Origin of the sequence: Selenomonas sp. oral taxon 137 str. F0430 (assembly GCF_000183625.1) — a bacterium.
Classification (GTDB): domain Bacteria; phylum Bacillota; class Negativicutes; order Selenomonadales; family Selenomonadaceae; genus Centipeda; species Centipeda artemidis.
On record NZ_AENV01000009.1, the window covers coordinates 165,923 to 183,766 of the forward strand.

Here is a 17,844-nt window from a genome sequence, read left to right on the forward strand (position 1 = left end):
AAAAGGACGCCTGCGCAAACCGTGCAAGCGTCCTTTTTCCAACGGATCGTCGTTTGATTCAGTTTTTACATGTACTCATCTGCAGTCTTTATCTTTGGTTTCTTTCTGCCGCCAAGCATTCGCGCGATACGATCGACAACGACATAGAAGACCGGAATGAGGAAGATGCCGAGGGCGGTTGCGAAGAGCATACCGCCGACGACGGCGACGCCCATACCGTTACGCGCAGCAGCGCCTGCGCCGGATGCGATAGCAAGCGGCAGACAGCCAATGATGAACGCAAATGACGTCATAAGGATCGGGCGAAGCCGCAGCCCCGCCGCTTGAATTGCAGCTTTCAGTGGATCCATGCCGCGATCCACACGAACCTTTGCAAATTCAACAATCAGGATTGCATTCTTTGCCGCAAGACCAATGACCATGATGACACCGATCTGCATATAAACGCTGTTCTGGAAGCCCGCGGCGGGTATCCCGATCATACCGAAGATGAACGCGAGCGCGTACTCAGAGAAGAGCGCCCCAAAGATGCCGGTCGGTACGGTGAGCAGGACAGCGAACGGTACGCTCCAGCTCTCATAGAGCGCTGCGAGCGCGAGAAATACGAATACGAGGGCAAGCGCGAGCACCTGCATGGTGGAATCCGCAGATTTCCGCTCTTCGCGGCTCTGCCCCGACCATTCGATGTTGTAGCCCGAGGGGGCGTGTTTCTGCACGATCTCGGTGATGGCGTTCATCGCCTGACCGGAGCTATAGCCCTGCCCCGCGCTCCCCTGAATGGTGATCGAGCGCGCACCGTTAAATCTGCTGATCTGGGTCGGTCCCGTTGTGAGTGTGGGCTTTAGGAGCGTGTCGAGTGGAACCATGCCGCCTGAGGAGTTGCGGACAAAGACGAACTTTGCCGCCTCCGCCTCCGTGCGATAGGTGACGTCGGACTGGAGAACAACCTTGTAGGTGCGTCCAAATTGGTTGAAGTCGTTGACTTCATAGCCGCCGAAGTTGACTTGGAGTGCGGTGAATACATCGGTGAGCTCGACGCCAAGATTTTTGACCTTCTCACGGTCGATCTCGTACCGATAACTCGGCGCGTTGATCTTAAACGTCGTACGCACGCCCTGTAGCTCGGGACGCGTATTCGCCTCGGCGAGAATCCCGTTCACGAGATCGTTGAGTTCGAGATCTGTATGACCGGTCATATCCTGAAGTTCGAGCGACCAACCGCCAACGTTGCCGAGTCCCGGAAGCGCCGGCGGATTGATGGCGATGACGAGCGCTTCGGGCGCTTCCATCGCGCCGACGCGGAACATCTTATATACCGCTGCCGTGACAGACTGTGCAAAGCCCGGACGCTGCGACCAATCCTTCATGCCGACAAAGATGACGGCGCCGTTGGAGTTCGCGCCGCCCGCGAGGATGTCAAATCCATTGATGGACATGACAGCGCTCTGCCCATCAATCTCGCGCTGCGCCGCCTGCTGGATCTTGTCCACAACTTTTTGCGTTTGGTTCGTGGAGGTTCCCGAGGGGAGCTGAATCGCAATCATCATATAGCCCTGATCTTCTTCGGGAACAAAGGTGGACGGGAGATTCTTATAGATGAGCGCAGTCACGCCGCAGACGATCAGCAGGAACACAATGGCAATCCTCGATTTGCGGATCGAGTTTGTGACGATGCCGATATAGCCTTTGCGGGCACGGTTGAACCAATTGTTGAATCCATCGAAGAAGCGATCGAGGAATCCCTTTTTCGCATTTTCCTTCTTCGGCTTCAGCATGAGCGCGCAGAGCGCGGGTGTGAGTGTGAGCGCAACGAACGCGGAAAGCGCCATCGAGATGGCGATGGTGAGTGCAAACTGTTTATACAGGACGCCCATCATGCCGCCGAGGAATGCAACGGGGACAAAGACCGCCGCGAGTACGAACGCGATCGCGACGACAGGTCCCTGCACCTCCGCCATCGCGCGCTCGGTGGCGTCAATCGGCGAGAGTCCGCTTTCCATATGATGCTCGACGTTCTCAATGACGACGATCGCGTCATCGACGACGAGACCGATCGCAAGAACCATCGCAAACAGTGTCAGTGTGTTGATAGAGAAATCGAGCAGCACAAACGCGCCGAACGTTCCGATAAGAGACACCGGAACCGCGAGCAGAGGGATCACCGTCGCGCGCCAGCTTTGCAGGAACACGAAGATGACAAGAACGACGAGGAGCAACGCCTCGACAAAGGTATGCACAACTTCGCTAATGGAGGCGTTGATGTAGTCCGTACTGTCAAAGATAGACTTCATCTTGAGTCCGGGCGGGAAATTCGCCTCGGCATCATCCAAAATCTTGCGCACCTCGGCGATGGTCGTCATTGCGTTCGCATCGGAGGTGAGCTGAATGCCGAAACCGACGGCAGGATAGCCGTTAAATTTTGCGACAATATTGTTCTGCCGCTGTCCCGTCTCGATTCGCGCGACGTCCTTCAGACGAACGAAGGAGCCGTCCTTGCCCGAGGCGATGATAACGTTGCCAAATTCCTCAGGCGTCGTGAGTCGTCCCTGTACCTTGCCCGTGAACTGCTTTTCCTGACCGTTGACCGTCGGCATTCCGCCGACCGTGCCCGCGGGCGCCTGCACGTTCTGCTCGTTGATCGCCGCCGTGATGTCCGCGACGGTGAGTCCTAGCTCTGCGAGGCGATCCGGATTCAGCCAGACGCGCATGGCGTAATCCGCACCAAAGACCTGAACCTCGCCGACACCGTTGACGCGCTTGATGGCGTCGAGGAAGTAGAGCGTCGCATAGTTCTTCATAAACGCGCGGTCATAGCTGCCATCCTCGGAGTACAGCGAGACGAAGTACGCCATCTGCCCCGAGGATTTGCGCGTGGTCACGCCTGCGGACTGCACGGAGGACGGGAGACTGGCGTTTGCTCCCGCCGCGTTGTTCTGCACCTTCACGGCGTCCATGTCGCCGTCCGTGCCGACCTCAAAGGTCACGGAGAGACTATAGCGTCCAGTATCGTCGGACGTGGAGTCCATATAATCCATGCCCTGCGTTCCGTTGACCTGTTCCTCGATGACCTGCGCAACGGTTTCGTTGACAACGGCTGCGCTTGCCCCCGTATAAGACGCGGAGACCGCGACCGTCGGCGGCGAGATCTGCGGGTACTGCGCGATCGGCAGAGAAAATCCTGCAATCGTTCCGACAATGACGATCATCAACGCGATGACAATCGCAAAGATCGGACGATGAATGAAAAATTTTGCCAAAGGGTTTCCTCCTTACTCCGCGGGCGTGAGGGCACGCGTGTTAAAGTCGGAATCATCCCCGTCGATGGAGAAGCCCATCTCGTCCGGCGTCACCATTGTTACGGCAAGATCGCCGCCTTCCTGGAGTGTCGTAAGTCCCTCGACAACAACAATATCGGAGGCATCTATACCGTCCTTGATGACATAGTAGCTGCCGACCTTATCACCAAGTGTCACCGTGCGTGCGGCGGCCTTATTGCCGTCACCGACAACCATGACGAAGGATTTGCCGAGGAGCTGCTGCACTGCACGCTCCGGGACGAGCAGTGCGTTTGGAATGGTATCGCCGATAAGGCTGACACGGGCAAACATGCCCGGAAGAAGGAGTCCGTCGGGGTTGTCAAAGAGAGCCTTGAGCGTCAGCGTGCCCGTGTTCGTGGCGAGTGCGCGATCTGCCGTTGCGATGTGTCCGGTGAGCGGATATTTCGATCCGTTCGAAAGGGTCAGCTGTACGATGACGCCGCCGATACCGCTCTGCTGCGCCGCCTGCTCCACGAAGTTCAGGTATTCGTTCTCCGAGAGGCTAAACTGCGCATAGATGGGGTTCGATGTCCCCATGGAGACGAGCGTTGTCGTCCCTGCCGAGACAAAGGTGCCGACGCCCACATCGTTCACAGAAAGCTGACCCGTCATAGGGGCATAGACAGTCGTATCGTCGAGGTTTTCCTGTGCCTGGCGCAAAAGCGCGGCGTTTGCGGCTGCCGCTGCCTCGTAGGCACTCACCTGCGCACGCTGGGTCGTCAAGGTCTGTTCGGAGATCGCGGCATCGGCATAGAGCTGCTCGTATCGAGAGAGATCCATACGCGCGTTGTTAAGCGTCGCCTCGGACTGCGCGAGCGTCGCCTGCGCCTGAAGCACCGCGCTGCGGTACTGGCGGTCGTCAATGCGGTAGAGAGGCTGCCCCGCCGTGACAAGCTGTCCGCCCTGCACATATTTCTCCACGATGTTGCCGGAAACACGCGACTGGATATTCACCTCGTCTGTTCCGACAATCTGTCCTGCGTACACATGCGTGAGCGGCGTATCCTGCTGCAGGACATTCATCGCCTTGACCTGGGTCGCACGCGTACCGCTCTGCTGCCCGCCGCCGCACCCTGCCATGAGTATGCTGCATACGAGCACAGAAATAAGTGCAAATACGCTCTTCTTGATGCCAAACAAATAAAAAACCTCCTCTTTGTCCCATTCCCTCGGACAATGTTTCTTCTCCGCTAAATATACTCTCTATGAAGAAACGGCAGGTATCCGCACGGGACTCCCTGCCATAGCAACTTTATATTATCGAAGCATGTTGGAAAAGTCAAGGAATGAAATCCCACACACCGATAAGTTTAACTGAAATTTTAGCTCTGTCCGAGCTTCGAAAGCGCGTGCGCAGCCGCCTGCTGCTCAGCCTTTTTCTTGCTTGGGCCCGTTCCCTCGCCGAGTGTTTCTCCGCCGACCAAAACACGGGTCGTAAACCGTTTGTCATGATCCGGCCCGCTCTCTCCGACAAGCTCGTAGGCAACCGACATGTGCCGATCCTTCTGCACGTGCTCCTGCAAGGTAGTTTTATAGTCGCACCGCACCTGTGCGGGCTGCACATTTCCAATCTCCGGTACAAGCTGCGTGCATACATAATCTCGTGCAGATTCCCATCCGCGGTCAAGATAAACGGCGCCAATGACTGCCTCGAATACATTTTCAAGGTTGTTCTGCCGATCGGCACCGCCGCCGCGCAGCTCTCCATGCCCGAGACGCAGATGCCTCCCCAGATGCAGCCGACGCGCAAGCCGCGCAAGCGTATCGCTCTGCACAAGGCTTGCGCGCATCTTGGTCAGCTCCCCCTCGCTGCATTGTGGAAAGTGCTTATATAAATATGTGCTGGAGGCAAGCTCCAGCACAGCATCGCCTAAAAACTCCAGGCGCTCATTATGCGGTATAGAGTCACGCGACTCATTTGCATAGGACGGATGGGTCAGCGCCTCGTCGAGCAGGGCGATATTGGAAAACGCAACGCCCATATGCGCGGCAAGCCGTTCCAGCTCTGCACGCCGTGCGGGCGATAGTCCTTCCGCCATTGCGCTACTTCTCAAATTTTTTAACGACGAGACATGCATTATGTCCGCCGAAACCAAAGGAATTCGAAATCGCGGCACGAACCGTCTTTGCACGTGCGACGTTCGGCACATAGTCAAGATCCAGCCCCTCGTCCGGCGTCTCGTAATTAATTGTCGGCGGCAGCATGTCGTTTTCAACGGCGAGTACGGTTGCGATCAGCTCTACGCTGCCCGCAGCACCGAGCAGATGCCCGGTCATGGATTTAACGGAGGATACGGAAACATCCTTTGCCGCTGTGCCCCACACCGTTTTAATCGCCTCGGTTTCGCAGAGATCGTTCATATGCGTCGAGGTACCGTGCGCATTAATATAGTCGATATCCTCGGGCTGCATCTCTGCATCCGAGAGGGCAAGACGCATACATTTCGCCTGATATTCGCCCTGCGGTGCCGGACTTGTAATATGGTAACCGTCCGAGTTTGAACCATAGCCGACAAGCTCCGCATAGATATGCGCGCCGCGTGCCTCGGCATGTTCGAGGGTCTCGAGCACGACCAGCCCCGCACCCTCGCCCATGACGAAGCCCGAGCGGTTTTTATCAAACGGGCGGGATGCATGTGCAGGATCGTCGTTATGATCGGTACAGAGCGCCTTCATCGCCGCAAAGCCCGCACTGGCGGCCTCGGAAATCGATGCCTCCGTACCGCCCGCGATCATAATGTCCGCTTCCCCGCGCTGCATCACACGGAACGCATCGCCGATGCAGTTCGCCCCCGTCGCGCATGCCGTCACGACACAAGAGACAGGCCCGTGCAGACCGTAGTTGATGGCAACCTGTCCTGCCGCCATATTGGCAATCATCATCGGAATGAAGAAGGGGCTGACGCGCTCGGGACCTTTGTCGAAAAGCCGCTCATAGGTACTATGCATGGTCTCAATGCCGCCGATGCCCGCACCGACATAGGCGCCGATGCGGTCATGATCCTCTGCATTGAGGTCAAGCCCCGCATCCGCGATCGCCATGCCTGCGGACACAACGGCGAACTGGGCATAGCGATCCATGCGCTTTGCCTCTTTCTTATCGATATAACCGTCGATACTAAAGTCCTTGACTTCGCCTGCAATCTGCGCAGCGTAGCGCGTCGCATCAAAACGAGTGATCTTATCAATACCGTTTTTCCCCGCAAGCAAGGCGTCCCAAAAGGCGTCCTTTCCAATGCCGATCGGCGTAATGGGACCAACCCCCGTAACGACAATTCTCTTCTTCAAACCAATCGACTCCTTTCCCGGAGCATCCTCGGACACTCTAGTTCGCTGCCTCGAGCTGTTGTTTCAGCTCTTCAAATATCTCATGAACACTCAAAATCCGGTCGATGCGCGGCATGTATTCGCCTGTAAACACGAGCCCTGTCTCGAGATCCCCCTGCTGTGCACGCGAGAGCGCACGGATAATGCAGAAGTGATGATCGCAGTGCTTAAGACACCGATCGCAGACCGTCGGCGGTACGGGTCCCTCCATGATCCGCGCCGAAAACGGTGTGCGAACGGCGCGCCCCGGCAGCCCCACGGGGCTGTGAATAATCACGATGTCATCTTTTTTCGATTTCAAATAGTATCTTTTGAGCGACGGTGCCGCGTTGGACTCCACGCAGGCGGCAAAACGAGAGCCGAGCTGTACGCCGTCGGCGCCCTGTTTATGCAGATCTGCGATATCCTGTCCCGTCAGGATGCCGCCTGCCGCAAAGACGGGAATCTTCACCGCGGCGCGGACATCGGAGATAATGCTGCGGACGGATTGATCCGTTCCAAGATGTCCCCCTGCCTCCTTCCCTTCAACGACAACTGCCGCCGCACCGAGCTTTTCGGCAATCTTTGCCAGTTTTGGCGTAGATACGATCGGCACAATTGGTGTGCCGGATTCCTTGCCAAGCTGGAACATATCGCGGGAAAATCCCGCACCCGCGACGACGAGGTCAATGCCCTCTTCGATCGCAATTTGAACGGCCTCGGAAAAGTCGCTTGCCGCGACCATTTCGTTGATGCCGATAATACCATGTGGGGAAAGTGAGCGCGCAAGCCGGATTTCATACCGCAGTTCCTTGTGTTTCATACCGGAAGCCGCGATGAGTCCGATGCCGCCTTCGTTTGCAACAGCGGCGGCGAGCCGCGCCGTTGTGATGCGAATCGCCATACCGCCCTGAATGATGGGGACGGTGGCAACTTTGCTGCCAATCCTCACCTCGGGTAGTCTCATATAAGCCCTCCAATCGCGTGAGAATACGCCACACAGCGGCGTGCCGCACACGGCGGCTTCGTTCTCTCCGCAAGAAGTTCAATCTCCCCTTCCGTCATATTCGTCCGGTTCCGCCGGGCGGGGATAAATGTATCATAGCGGGACAGCACTGTCCCGGTGTTATGCGAATTCATAGATGCCTTTTGAGAAAAATCCCGTGCGCCTGAGCTGTCACGGGATTTCCCTAAAAGACCGTTTTGTGGGCGGATACCGTCCGCCCGAAAGGCTTCTTATTTGTTCTGATCGATGTAGTTGACGACATCCTGAACAGTTTTAATCTTTTCAGCCGCCTCATCCGGGATCTCTACGTTAAATTCTTCTTCGAACGCCATGATGAGCTCAACGATGTCGAGCGAGTCTGCGCCAAGATCGTCAATGAAGGTGGACTCAAGGGTGACTTCGTCAGCCTCCGAGCCAAGCTGTTCCACGACGATGTCGCGAACCTTGTCAAACGTTGCCATGCAGTATCTCACCTCCTTCAAATGAATTGATTATATGCTACATAACCATGCCGCCGTCTACATTCAGCGTTTGGCCAGTAATATACGATGCCGCGTCACTTACGAGGAAGAGAACGGCATCGGCGACATGCTCAGGTTTTCCGAGCGCACCGAGGGGAATTCCCTCGACGATCTTTTCACGAATATTGTCCTTGAGGACTGCTGTCATGTCTGTGTCGATGAATCCCGGCGCGACCGCGTTGACCGTCACGCCGCGCGGGGCGAGTTCCTTCGCCGCCGCCTTCGTGAACCCGATGACGCCCGCTTTTGCGGCCGCATAATTCGTCTGACCAACGTTGCCGATCTCGCCGACAACGGAGGTAAGGTTCACGATACGTCCGCTGCGCTGCTTCGTCATCAGCTTAGCCGCCGCCTTCGTACAGGCATATACACCCTTGAGGTTGGTATTGATCACAGTGTCAAAGTCCTCATCCTTCATGCGAAGGAGCAAGGTGTCACGTGTGATTCCCGCGTTGTTGACGAGGATATCAAGACCGCCGAATTCCTCATGAACCCGTGCGACCATCTCCGCCGCAGCGACAGCATCCGACACATCCGTTTGGATGAGCATCGCCGTACCGCCGCTTTGCTCAATAGCGGCTTTGACCTCCTCGGCAGCTGCGGTGTTGCCCGCATAGTTGACGGCAATCTTTGCGCCCTCCGCCGCGAGGCGGATTGCAATGGCACGCCCGATGCCGCGGGATGCGCCCGTTATGAGGGCGACTTTCCCACCAAGAATCATGAATGTCCTCCTTCTTGATTCCTTTCGACCGAACTCATTTAATCATTACTTCTTTAGTGTGTCAAGTGTTTTTTGCAGAGAATCGACATTCTCGACGTTCATGCTGACAAGCGATTTGTCGATGCGCTTGTTGAATCCCGCAAGAGTCTTGCCGGGGCCGCACTCAACGTAGGTGTCCGCGCCGAACTCCTTCATAGTCTCAACACAGGCAATCCAGCGCACGGGGTGATCCGCCTGCGCGATTAGATTTTTCTTGATCTCCGCTGCGCTCTGCTGGAGTTTGCCCGTATAGTTCGAGACGACCGGGAATGCCGCGTCGCGGATCTCTACTTTGTCCAGCTCTGCCGCAAGTTTTTGCGCCGCCGGCGCCATGAGTGTCGAATGGAACGGTGCAGAGACCGGAAGAATGACCGCCTTCTTCGCCCCCTGTTCCTTGAGCAGCTCCACTGCCCGTTCAACGCCCCTCACAGTACCCGCGATAACCGTCTGCCCCGGGCAGTTAAAGTTGACCGCCTGTACTGCGCCGGCGCTGCTCGCCTCGGCACATACGGCGACGATGCGCTCGTCATCAAGCCCGATAACCGCAGCCATCGCGCCCTCGCCGACGGGAACGGCTTCCTGCATATAGGCGCCGCGCTTATGCACAAGCAAAACGGCATCCTGAAACGACATCACGCCCGCGAGAACGAGCGCGCCATATTCGCCGAGGCTGTGTCCACCCGCCACTTCGGGTGCCACTCCCGCTTCGCGCAGCAGCTCTGCGGCGATGACCTCGACGGTCAGGATCGCCGGCTGCGTATGCTCCGTGAGCTGAAGTTTTTCCGCAGGACCTTCAAAGCAGAGTGTACTGATGGAATAGCCGAGCGCTGCATCTGCTTCGGCAAAGCGCTGTTTCGCAAGATCGTAGCGGTCGAACAGATCCTTTCCCATACCGACGACCTGCGCGCCCTGTCCCGGAAAAATAAATGCTAGTTTTCCCATAGCGATCTCCTCACCGATAGACGGCACACGCCCGATCAAAGGCATCCGGCAGACCGCCGACAATGTCCTCGATGATCTGCTTGACCGGCTTGATGTCAGAGAGCATCCCCGAGATCTCGCCGATCATGACGGAGCCGTTGTCCACGTCTCCATCGTGGGTTGCGCGGCGCAGACTTCCTACACCGAGCTGCTCGAGTTCCTCGTGCGAGGCGCCCGCCGCTTCCATTTCCTCATATTTGCGCGAGAGTTTGTTCTGCAAAACGCGCGCGGGATGCCCGAGCGAGCGTCCGGTGACGACAGTCGAACGATCCTTTGCCTTCAGGACGGCTTTCTTGTAATTCGGATGCGCAATACACTCTTCGCTCATCACAAAGCGCGAGCCCATCTGAATTGCCTGTGCGCCGAGCGCAAATGCCGCCGCCATACCGCGGGAATCGGCGATGCCGCCCGCACCGATGACGGGTACATCCACGGCATCCACGACCTGCGGCAAGAGCGCCATAGTCGTGATCTCGCCGATATGTCCGCCGGACTCCGTTCCCTCCGCGATCACGGCATCCACGCCGGTACGCACGAGGCGGCGTGCAAGGGCGACAGAGGCGACCACGGGGATCACCTTCGAGCCGATCTCCTTGAGCGCCGGAACATATTCGCCGGGGTTGCCTGCCCCCGTCGTAATGACGGGCACACGCTCCTCAAGCACGACCTGCATGACTTCCTTCACAAAGGGACTCATGAGCATGACGTTGACGCCAAAGGGGTTCTTCGTCCGATCCTTGACCTTGTGGATCTCACTCCGCAGCGCATCAGGCGGCATGTGTCCCGCCCCAATGAGGCCAAGCCCTCCGGCATTTGAGACGGCAGAGGCAAGCTCAGCTGTGCCGATCCACGCCATACCGCCTTGGAAGATTGGATACTTGATACCAAGCATCCGGCAAACCGGATTGTTTTCAAACATTAATTGTTTTCCTCCTTCGCCCACTTCATAATACACGATGCCCATGTAAGTCCCGCACCGAAACCTGCGAGGGCTATATGATCTCCCTTTTTGAAGCGCTTAGCGTGCGCCGCCTCCGCGAGGGCGACAGGGATGGATGCGGCAGACATATTGCCGTAACGATGAATATTTATAATAACTTTGTCCATCGGCATATGAAGACGCTTCGCCGCCGATTGGATAATACGGATATTCGCTTGGTGCGGTACGAGGAAATCGAGTTCCTCACGCTGCATCCCCGCCCGTGCAAGGGATGTTTCAACAGTTTTTCCCATGACCTTGGTCGCAAAGCGGAAGACCGCCTTGCCGTCCATGTGGACATAGGTGAGACGCTGTTCAATGGTCTCAGGCGTCACGGGGCACAGGCTGCCGCTCGACGGAATATCGAGCGTATCGCCGCCCGAGCCGTCACTGCCGAGGTCAAAGGCACGCACGCCGTAGCCGTCCTCCACGGGACCAAAGACTGCTGCGCCTGCGCCGTCACCGAACAGGATGCAGGTATTGCGATCCTGCCAGTCGATGACGCGCGAGAGTGTCTCACCGCCAATGACAAGCACATGGCGGTAAATGCCGCTCTCAATGAACTGTGCCGCAATGGAAGATGCGTAGACAAACCCGGAGCATGCCGCCGAGAGATCAAACGCCGCCGCATGCACCGCGCCGAGACGATCCTGCAGGATACAAGCCGTCGCCGGAATGATGCGGTCGGAGGTGAGCGTCGCCATGATGATGAGGTCAAGATCTGCGCCCGTAATCCCGGCATCGGCAAGCGCCATCTCTGCTGCACGCTGTGCGAGCGCCGAGACAGGCTCATCATCCGCTGCGATGCGGCGCTCATGAATCCCTGTGCGCTCAACAATCCATGCATCATTGGTCTGCACCATCTTTTCAAGGTCAAAGTTTGTCAGCACCTTCTCCGGGAGATAATACCCCGTCCCGATGATGCCCGCGCTGATCTTATGCATTCGAACGCTCCTCCTTCGCGAGAGCCTCGCGTATCTGATCGAGCACCTTTCCGTTGACATAGTCTACGGTTGCACCGATCGCGCTCGCAACGGATTTTGCATCGGACGAGCCATGCCCGATGACGCAGCAGCCATCTACGCCGAGCAGCGGCGCCCCGCCGTATTCCCGGACGTCAAGGCGTTTGCCGAGACGCCGCAGGGTCGGCACGAGGAGCAGTGCGCCGAGCTTTGCCATGAGGCCGCCGCTGCGCACTTCTTCCTTGATAAGACCCAAAATCGTCTTTGCAAGCCCCTCTGCAAATTTTAGCACAACATTGCCAACAAATCCATCACAAACGACAACATCAAAGCTGCCTTTCGGTACATCTCGCCCCTCGGCGTTGCCGCAGAAGTGAATATTCCGTTCAGCGGCGAGCAGTTCATAGGTTTCTTTCGCCTGTTCGTTCCCCTTCGTCGCCTCCTCACCGATGTTGAGAAGACCGATGCGGGGCCGGCGCACACCGAACACGTACTGCGCGTAAAAGGAGCCCATGACGGCGCTCTGTACGATATGCTCGGGCTTCGAATCCACATTCGCACCGGAGTCGAGCATGAGCGTGACGCCGTCCGGCGTTGGCATTGGCGTCGCGATGGCGGGGCGGCCGACACCTTTGATCCGCCGCAGGATGAGCTGTGCCGCCGCAACCGCCGCCCCTGTCGAACCTGCCGAGAATACAGCGTCGCATGTTCCGTCCTTTACCAGGCGTGTCGCGACAACGACGGAAGCGTCTTTCTTAGCACGCACAGCCTCCGCCGGGTGTTCGTTCATTCCGATCACCTCGGCGGCATGGACGATGGAAATGTGCAGCGCGTCGATATTCTCTCCATGCAGCTCGGTGCGGATCTTCTCCTCATCGCCGACGAGAAGAATCTCACAGTCGTATTTCTTTGCTGCCTCCAGCGCCCCCCGAACGATTTCCTTCGGGGCAAAATCTCCGCCCATCGCATCGACCGCTATCCGCATCCTGCACTCCCTTCTCCTATGAGAATCCCGCGTTATTTTTCCAATGATACCACAATAAATTTTGCACGAAATACTTCTTTGTCTTCGCGGTACGTCTTGACCCACACAAAGGTCTTGTTTCCGCGTACCTTAACAATCTCCGCACGTGCAATCACCGTATCGCCCTTCCGAATCGGAACTTTATATTTCACATTTGCGACACCCGTCATAGCGACGGGGGCGTCGATGATTGCAAGAGCGAGTGAATTTGCCTGCGAGAAGAGCGCCGTTCCGCGCGCGACATCCAAATCTGCAAAGAGCAGGTCGTCCGTCACCTTGAGCGCCGACGTTCCGCAGCGCCCCAGATCGAGCGAGAGGAGGTCGCCGACAACCTCAGTGTGGGGGATGGCGCGAACCTTCTCGCGTGCATGCTCGGCGAGCGTACGCACGCGTGCACGAAGCTCCGGTATCCCGAGCTCCGTCCGATCCAGGCGCACCGTCTGCACGCTGACGGCCAGTTTTTTGGCAAGCGCTTCATCCGTTAAAAAAGGTTCTTTGTGCACCGCACTGACCAGTATCTCCTGTCGGCGTCGTTTTTTTTCTGTCAAAACGCAGCCCCTCCTCTCTCATAAATTTAGCACCTGATGCTATCAGTATAAAGGCATTATACTAGGTACTAAAAAGAAAAGCAAGAGGTATCGGGCAAAAAATAAAAAGCCGCCGCAAAAAGCGCATAGGCTTCTTACAGCAGCTTCGTGTGGTCTCATTCAGCAGCCTCGGCCACAGGTTTTCCGTCATAATAGCCGCACTCCAGGCACACATGATGCGGGAGCTTCGGTTCATGACACTGCGGGCACGCGACATAGTTCGGCGCCTCGAGCTTCCAGTTTGCACGGCGACGATCGCGGCGTGCTTTCGATGTTTTTCTCTTTGGTACTGCCACTTTGGATACACCTCCTTAGTCGTTCTTCAGCAGACTCTCTAAAGCCGCCAGTCGAGGATTGGGTACGAACGTATTGCAGCCGCACGCCCCCTCGTTCAGGTTCTGTCCGCAGACCGGACAAAGCCCTTTGCAGTCAGACTTACACAGCTCACGCAGCGGCTCAGCCACAAGGAGGGTATCACGCACGAGGTCGTCGATGACGATCTCGTCGCCCTCAACCACATTCTCCCCGTCCGCTTCTCCCGTAGTCTTCGCATAGTCTTCAGAAAAATCATGCGCAATGTCCCGCACGCCTTCGGTGAGACAGCGGTCACAAACGAACTCCTTCGACGCCGTAATGTGCCCCGCCACACGGAACGTCCGTCCCGTGTTCATCACCGTTCCCGCAACGCAAATATCACCGCGGAACTGAGGTGCGTCTGCCCCCATATCGAGCGAGACAGGGGATGCCGTGAACGCAAATGCGCGGCTTTCACCGAGCGCAAAAGCGGGTGCGGCAACGTCTATTTTCATCATGACGCATGACCTTTCACATTATAGCGATGCTTTTCTGCATTGTCAAGGAGCGTTTTTTATAGTTCCGCACTCCGATTGTTAAAATTACTGCTGTTCTCCCTGCGGCGCATTCATCTGTGCTTTTGCCGTACGCAGCACGTTCATCGCCTGATTCAGCCCCGCTTCCGCCTGCTGCACCCCCTTAAATGTGCTGCCAACGTGTGCGATCAGCTGCTCGAACACCTGATTTGCATAAGCGTCTGCATCACTCTGCAGTCGTGCCGCACTTGCCTGCGTCTGCTCCATCAGTTCGCGCGCCTGTTCCTGCGTTTGCTGTACAATGGCACGCGCCCGCTCCTTCGCCTGGATGACGATCTCGCTCTCCTCTAGGATCTGATTTGCACGCGCCTGCGCGGATTCGACAATATTCTTCGCCTCTTCCTGCGCCGTGCCGAGGATGCTGTCCTTCTCCGCTACGATCTGCGCCGCATTGTTCAGCTCTTTTGGAAGATCCGTGCGCAGTTCTTCCACCAGATGCACGATCTCATCGTCATTGACGAGCGCCTTATCCGTAAAGGGAAAGTGCGAAGCATCCGCTACCAAATCTTCCAGTTTTTTGAGCGTGTCCGTTACTGCCATAAATAAACTCCTTTACCAGTGCGCTGCGGCGCGTGAATCACTGCTTATTTTTCCATATAGCTTCAAAACTGCCCGCTCGACTGACGGCGGCACAATCCCCTGCACCGGACCGCGGAAACGGATAAGTTCCCGAACGCCCGAGGAACTGACAAAGGTCAGATCCGGGCGGGTCAGTAAAAAGATGGTATCACTCTCCGGCATGAGGTGGCGAATCATCGCCGCATGGTTCTCCTCATACTCAAAGTCCTTGACCGAGCGCAGCCCGCGCACCACAACGCGCGCATTTTCCTGCTGCATGTAGTCCGTGAGAAGTCCCGAGGAAACATCCACGCGGACATTTGGCACATGTGACGTCGCCTCGCGCAAAAATCGAATGCGTTCGTTTACAGGGAAGCAGCCTTCCTTTTGGATATTGTGAAAAATGCAGACGATGAGCTCGTCAAACATCGCTGCTGAACGCTCGATAATATCAATATGCCCTGTTGTTACGGGATCAAAGCTTCCGGCAAATACCGCCCGCCTCATATTGCAGCCTCCCGACGTTCATAAAAACAGATGCGCGCCGCGCCGTAACGCCGCTCCCGTATGAGTGAGAGCGCACCCACATGCTCTGCGCATTCCTCTCCTGCCCCCTGCTCAAGAACAAAAAGTCCGTCTGTGGCAAGCAGGACGCCGGAATCCACTGCCCTAAGCACACGGAGCGCATCGCCCTTCGCATACGGAGGGTCGGCAAAAATGAGATCAAAGGTGCGGCCTGCACGTGCAAGCTCTGCAGCATGTCCATAGACATCGCCGCGGCGGAGCTCAACACACTGCGCGAGCTTCGTTCGCCTAGCATTCTCCACGAGGACATCATGTGTCGCGCGGTCGATCATCACGGCATGCGCCGCGCCGCGCGAGAGTGCTTCAAGGGCGAGCGCCCCCGTTCCCGCAAAGAGATCGAGTACCTGCGCATCCATGACACGGCTTCCCAGCATACTGAACAGCGCCTCGCGCGTGCGATCCGCAGTCGGGCGCGTTGCCTCTCCCGGCGGGGCTTTCAAACGGCATCCGCGCGCGCTGCCGGTAATGATCCGCATTGTATCCCTCCCGGTATCCTACCATAGGTCTTGTTATTTTACCACATTTCCTATCCTTATTTCAACCTGTTGCGCCGCACTCGTTACCCTGTGATGAAAAATTGATGCACATGCATCTTTTCAGCCTGTGCGCACTGTGCTATACTGTGCGGCGATGAAGAGAGGAGGCAGAAATTTTGCGTAAAGAATGGATTGTAATTATTTTTGCCCTCGTCTGCGCCGTTCTCTTCTTCCGATACATTCTGCACTCCCGCCCGGAGGGCATTCTCTATCCCCCCGTCCTCTCTGTGCAGGAGGGCGATCGCCCTATTCTCCTCGTACCGCTCGACTCACGCCCCCCGTGTACGGATTTCGTTGTGAACGGCGGAAAAATAGTCAGCCGCGAAATTCTCCTCCCTCCGTCTGAAATCATGGACTACTACACACAGCCCGGCAGCACGGCTGATATGCGCGCATGGCTCGCCGCACACATAGAGGATTCCTCCGCCGTCATACTCTCCGTCGACCAACTCCTCTCGGGGGGGCTCATCGCCGCACGTGAGGCTCATATTTCCAGGGAGGATATCGAGGGACTTGCCTCATATCTGCGCGCTCTGCACGGCGCACATCCTGATGTCCCCCTCCACGCCTTTTATATCCTCCCGCGCGCCGCGGCGCAGGACAGCATCGACGGGCTGCGCGCGCGCCGCGCTCTCCTCTCCTACGCGCGCCTCCTCGGGCGCATGGGCGAAGGAGTTCCCGTAGATGCCGACGAATTATCGCGTCTGCATGGGGACTTTACCAACGACGAATTAGAAAAATATCTCGCCCACTTCGAAGAGAGTACGGCGCTTGCCGCCATGCTCATTGAGCTTACGGAGGAGGGGGTGCTCGCACGGCTCGTGCTTGGGCAGGATGACGGCGAACCGTATTCCGTGGGCAATCTAAAAAAGCAGGAACTGAGCACACTGCTTTCTGCAAAACATATTCCCGCCAACCGCGCCGTCATTGTGCATGGTGCCGACGAAATCGCACTCACCATGCTCGCGCGACTCGCCGTCGACGAGATGCGCGAGCGTGGTATGGAGGCGCCGCGCATCACCCTCCGCTATGCTGCGCCGCCCATGGCGAATGCCGTGTTCCCCTTCATGGCAGTCTCCAATGACGAAACGGCGCGCGAAAAGATCGCCCTGCTCGGATGCGCGGCGGACGACTCAGGCGCTGCGGACATCACGCTCTTCATCTCCGCGGGCGACCGCAGCGCGGATACGCTCGGCACGCGAGCTCCCGCCGCCGCATACATCAAAGGGCAGCTTGCAGCAGGAAAGCATATCGCGCTTGTCGACCTCTCCCGCAGGTTCAGCGCTGAGGAGACACTGCTCCCCATTCTCGTTGAGCATAATGTCCCCGTAAACGCTCTCAGCGCCTATGCGGGCTGGAACACGGCGAGCAATGCCATCGGTACGGCGCTCTCGGAGGCAGTACTCTATCACTGCGCGCTCGCACAGGCACAGATGCAGGAAGAACGTGAAGCGGCAACCTATGCCAACGTCACCTTCCTCACAGGGCGCATCGCGGAGGACGAATTTTATCTCAAGGAGGGCATCGACCGCATCAATGGGACACTGCATACTGCAGGTTTTACGAACACCGCCGATCTCGACCTAGAGAAAAATGCGCGCTGGGCGAACGATCTGCTCGCCCGTGATCTCACGCGCCGCATCGCCGCTTACGAATCAACCGCCGCATTCCGTGCCCCGTTCCGTGTTGGCAGCACGACGTTCCAAGTACGCCGCTCACATGCCGCGGCATACTTCCCGTGGCCGCGCACCTTCGAGATCCGAATGCATACCGCACCGGAGATGACGATCACGAGATAAAAGTGGAGCCGCTGCACGAACGCAGCAGCTCCA

At 57.2% G+C, this 17,844-nt stretch carries 18 protein-coding genes; 1 reads left to right on the forward strand and 17 read right to left on the reverse strand.

Annotated elements, in window-relative coordinates; genetic code table 11:
• Window positions 1-65 precede the first annotated feature (65 nt).
• The 17 genes from HMPREF9162_RS07990 to rsmD all read right to left on the reverse strand — a co-directional run bounded on the left by HMPREF9162_RS07990 (window position 66) and on the right by rsmD (window position 15,952).
• Window positions 66-3,257 carry an efflux RND transporter permease subunit gene (locus tag HMPREF9162_RS07990; protein WP_009372002.1) on the reverse strand — a complete coding sequence of 1,064 codons (3,192 nt, stop codon included), beginning with the start codon at window positions 3,255-3,257 and terminating at the stop codon, window positions 66-68.
• Between the two features lie 12 nt (window positions 3,258-3,269).
• Entirely contained in the window at window positions 3,270-4,457 is a 1,188-nt protein-coding gene (locus HMPREF9162_RS07995) for an efflux RND transporter periplasmic adaptor subunit (RefSeq protein WP_009372003.1), read from the reverse strand.
• 182 nt (window positions 4,458-4,639) lie between these two features.
• Window positions 4,640-5,356 (reverse strand): ribonuclease III, encoded by a 717-nt coding sequence (gene rnc, locus HMPREF9162_RS08000; protein WP_009372004.1) that lies wholly within the window; start codon window positions 5,354-5,356, stop codon window positions 4,640-4,642.
• 4 nt (window positions 5,357-5,360) lie between these two features.
• Window positions 5,361-6,605, reverse strand: a complete 1,245-nt coding sequence (gene fabF, locus HMPREF9162_RS08005; RefSeq protein ID WP_009752838.1) for a beta-ketoacyl-ACP synthase II — start codon at window positions 6,603-6,605, stop codon at window positions 5,361-5,363.
• 37 nt (window positions 6,606-6,642) lie between these two features.
• Entirely contained in the window at window positions 6,643-7,590 is a 948-nt protein-coding gene (locus HMPREF9162_RS08010; protein WP_026761892.1) for a nitronate monooxygenase family protein, read from the reverse strand.
• Window positions 7,591-7,859: 269 nt separating this feature from the next.
• Entirely contained in the window at window positions 7,860-8,090 is a 231-nt protein-coding gene (locus HMPREF9162_RS08015) for an acyl carrier protein (protein ID WP_006689543.1), read from the reverse strand.
• Between the two features lie 37 nt (window positions 8,091-8,127).
• Entirely contained in the window at window positions 8,128-8,871 is a 744-nt protein-coding gene (fabG, locus tag HMPREF9162_RS08020; RefSeq protein WP_009438964.1) for a 3-oxoacyl-[acyl-carrier-protein] reductase, read from the reverse strand.
• 45 nt (window positions 8,872-8,916) lie between these two features.
• Window positions 8,917-9,852: an ACP S-malonyltransferase gene (gene fabD / locus HMPREF9162_RS08025; protein WP_009658219.1), complete on the reverse strand. Its 936-nt coding sequence runs from the start codon at window positions 9,850-9,852 to the stop codon at window positions 8,917-8,919.
• Between the two features lie 10 nt (window positions 9,853-9,862).
• Window positions 9,863-10,810 (reverse strand): enoyl-[acyl-carrier-protein] reductase FabK, encoded by a 948-nt coding sequence (gene fabK / locus HMPREF9162_RS08030; RefSeq protein WP_009372010.1) that lies wholly within the window; start codon window positions 10,808-10,810, stop codon window positions 9,863-9,865.
• Window positions 10,810-11,814, reverse strand: coding sequence for a beta-ketoacyl-ACP synthase III (locus tag HMPREF9162_RS08035; protein WP_009372011.1), 1,005 nt, complete (start codon window positions 11,812-11,814; stop codon window positions 10,810-10,812). Before HMPREF9162_RS08035 ends, fabK begins: the two co-directional genes overlap by 1 nt.
• Complete coding sequence (plsX, locus tag HMPREF9162_RS08040; RefSeq protein ID WP_009372012.1) at window positions 11,807-12,817, reverse strand: phosphate acyltransferase PlsX; 1,011 nt, start codon at window positions 12,815-12,817, stop codon at window positions 11,807-11,809. Before plsX ends, HMPREF9162_RS08035 begins: the two co-directional genes overlap by 8 nt.
• A gap of 32 nt (window positions 12,818-12,849) precedes the next feature.
• Window positions 12,850-13,404 carry a transcription factor FapR gene (gene fapR, locus HMPREF9162_RS08045; RefSeq protein ID WP_009372013.1) on the reverse strand — a complete coding sequence of 185 codons (555 nt, stop codon included), beginning with the start codon at window positions 13,402-13,404 and terminating at the stop codon, window positions 12,850-12,852.
• Between the two features lie 155 nt (window positions 13,405-13,559).
• Window positions 13,560-13,739, reverse strand: coding sequence for a 50S ribosomal protein L32 (gene rpmF / locus HMPREF9162_RS08050; RefSeq protein WP_009658221.1), 180 nt, complete (start codon window positions 13,737-13,739; stop codon window positions 13,560-13,562).
• Window positions 13,740-13,754: 15 nt separating this feature from the next.
• Entirely contained in the window at window positions 13,755-14,255 is a 501-nt protein-coding gene (locus tag HMPREF9162_RS08055) for a DUF177 domain-containing protein (protein WP_009752843.1), read from the reverse strand.
• A gap of 84 nt (window positions 14,256-14,339) precedes the next feature.
• Window positions 14,340-14,873: a hypothetical protein gene (locus HMPREF9162_RS08060; RefSeq protein WP_009372016.1), complete on the reverse strand. Its 534-nt coding sequence runs from the start codon at window positions 14,871-14,873 to the stop codon at window positions 14,340-14,342.
• A 12-nt stretch (window positions 14,874-14,885) separates the two neighbouring features.
• On the reverse strand, window positions 14,886-15,398 hold the full coding sequence (coaD, locus tag HMPREF9162_RS08065; protein ID WP_009752803.1) for a pantetheine-phosphate adenylyltransferase: 513 nt from the start codon (window positions 15,396-15,398) through the stop codon (window positions 14,886-14,888).
• A complete protein-coding gene (gene rsmD / locus HMPREF9162_RS08070) occupies window positions 15,395-15,952 on the reverse strand; it encodes a 16S rRNA (guanine(966)-N(2))-methyltransferase RsmD (RefSeq protein WP_009752789.1) in 558 nt (185 codons plus the stop codon). Before rsmD ends, coaD begins: the two co-directional genes overlap by 4 nt.
• Window positions 15,953-16,128: 176 nt before the next feature.
• Between rsmD and HMPREF9162_RS08075 the strand changes: the two genes are divergently transcribed.
• Window positions 16,129-17,811, forward strand: a complete 1,683-nt coding sequence (locus HMPREF9162_RS08075) for a DUF4127 family protein (RefSeq protein ID WP_009658270.1) — start codon at window positions 16,129-16,131, stop codon at window positions 17,809-17,811.
• Window positions 17,812-17,844: the final 33 nt, after the last annotated feature.

What these genes read in the sequence shown, in the direction of transcription:
- HMPREF9162_RS08015 (WP_006689543.1), bottom strand. Translation starts at nt 8,090, where the DNA reads ATGGCAACGTTTGACAAGGTTCGCGACATCGTCGTGGAACAGCTTGGC.
- fabK (WP_009372010.1), bottom strand. Translation starts at nt 10,810, where the DNA reads ATGTTTGAAAACAATCCGGTTTGCCGGATGCTTGGTATCAAGTATCCA.
- fabD (WP_009658219.1), bottom strand. Translation starts at nt 9,852, where the DNA reads ATGGGAAAACTAGCATTTATTTTTCCGGGACAGGGCGCGCAGGTCGTC.
- HMPREF9162_RS08055 (WP_009752843.1), bottom strand. Translation starts at nt 14,255, where the DNA reads ATGATGAAAATAGACGTTGCCGCACCCGCTTTTGCGCTCGGTGAAAGC.
- plsX (WP_009372012.1), bottom strand. Translation starts at nt 12,817, where the DNA reads ATGCGGATAGCGGTCGATGCGATGGGCGGAGATTTTGCCCCGAAGGAA.
- coaD (WP_009752803.1), bottom strand. Translation starts at nt 15,398, where the DNA reads ATGAGGCGGGCGGTATTTGCCGGAAGCTTTGATCCCGTAACAACAGGG.
- rnc (WP_009372004.1), bottom strand. Translation starts at nt 5,356, where the DNA reads ATGGCGGAAGGACTATCGCCCGCACGGCGTGCAGAGCTGGAACGGCTT.
- rsmD (WP_009752789.1), bottom strand. Translation starts at nt 15,952, where the DNA reads ATGCGGATCATTACCGGCAGCGCGCGCGGATGCCGTTTGAAAGCCCCG.
- HMPREF9162_RS08035 (WP_009372011.1), bottom strand. Translation starts at nt 11,814, where the DNA reads ATGCATAAGATCAGCGCGGGCATCATCGGGACGGGGTATTATCTCCCG.
- HMPREF9162_RS08010 (WP_026761892.1), bottom strand. Translation starts at nt 7,590, where the DNA reads ATGAGACTACCCGAGGTGAGGATTGGCAGCAAAGTTGCCACCGTCCCC.
- HMPREF9162_RS08060 (WP_009372016.1), bottom strand. Translation starts at nt 14,873, where the DNA reads ATGGCAGTAACGGACACGCTCAAAAAACTGGAAGATTTGGTAGCGGAT.
- fabG (WP_009438964.1), bottom strand. Translation starts at nt 8,871, where the DNA reads ATGATTCTTGGTGGGAAAGTCGCCCTCATAACGGGCGCATCCCGCGGC.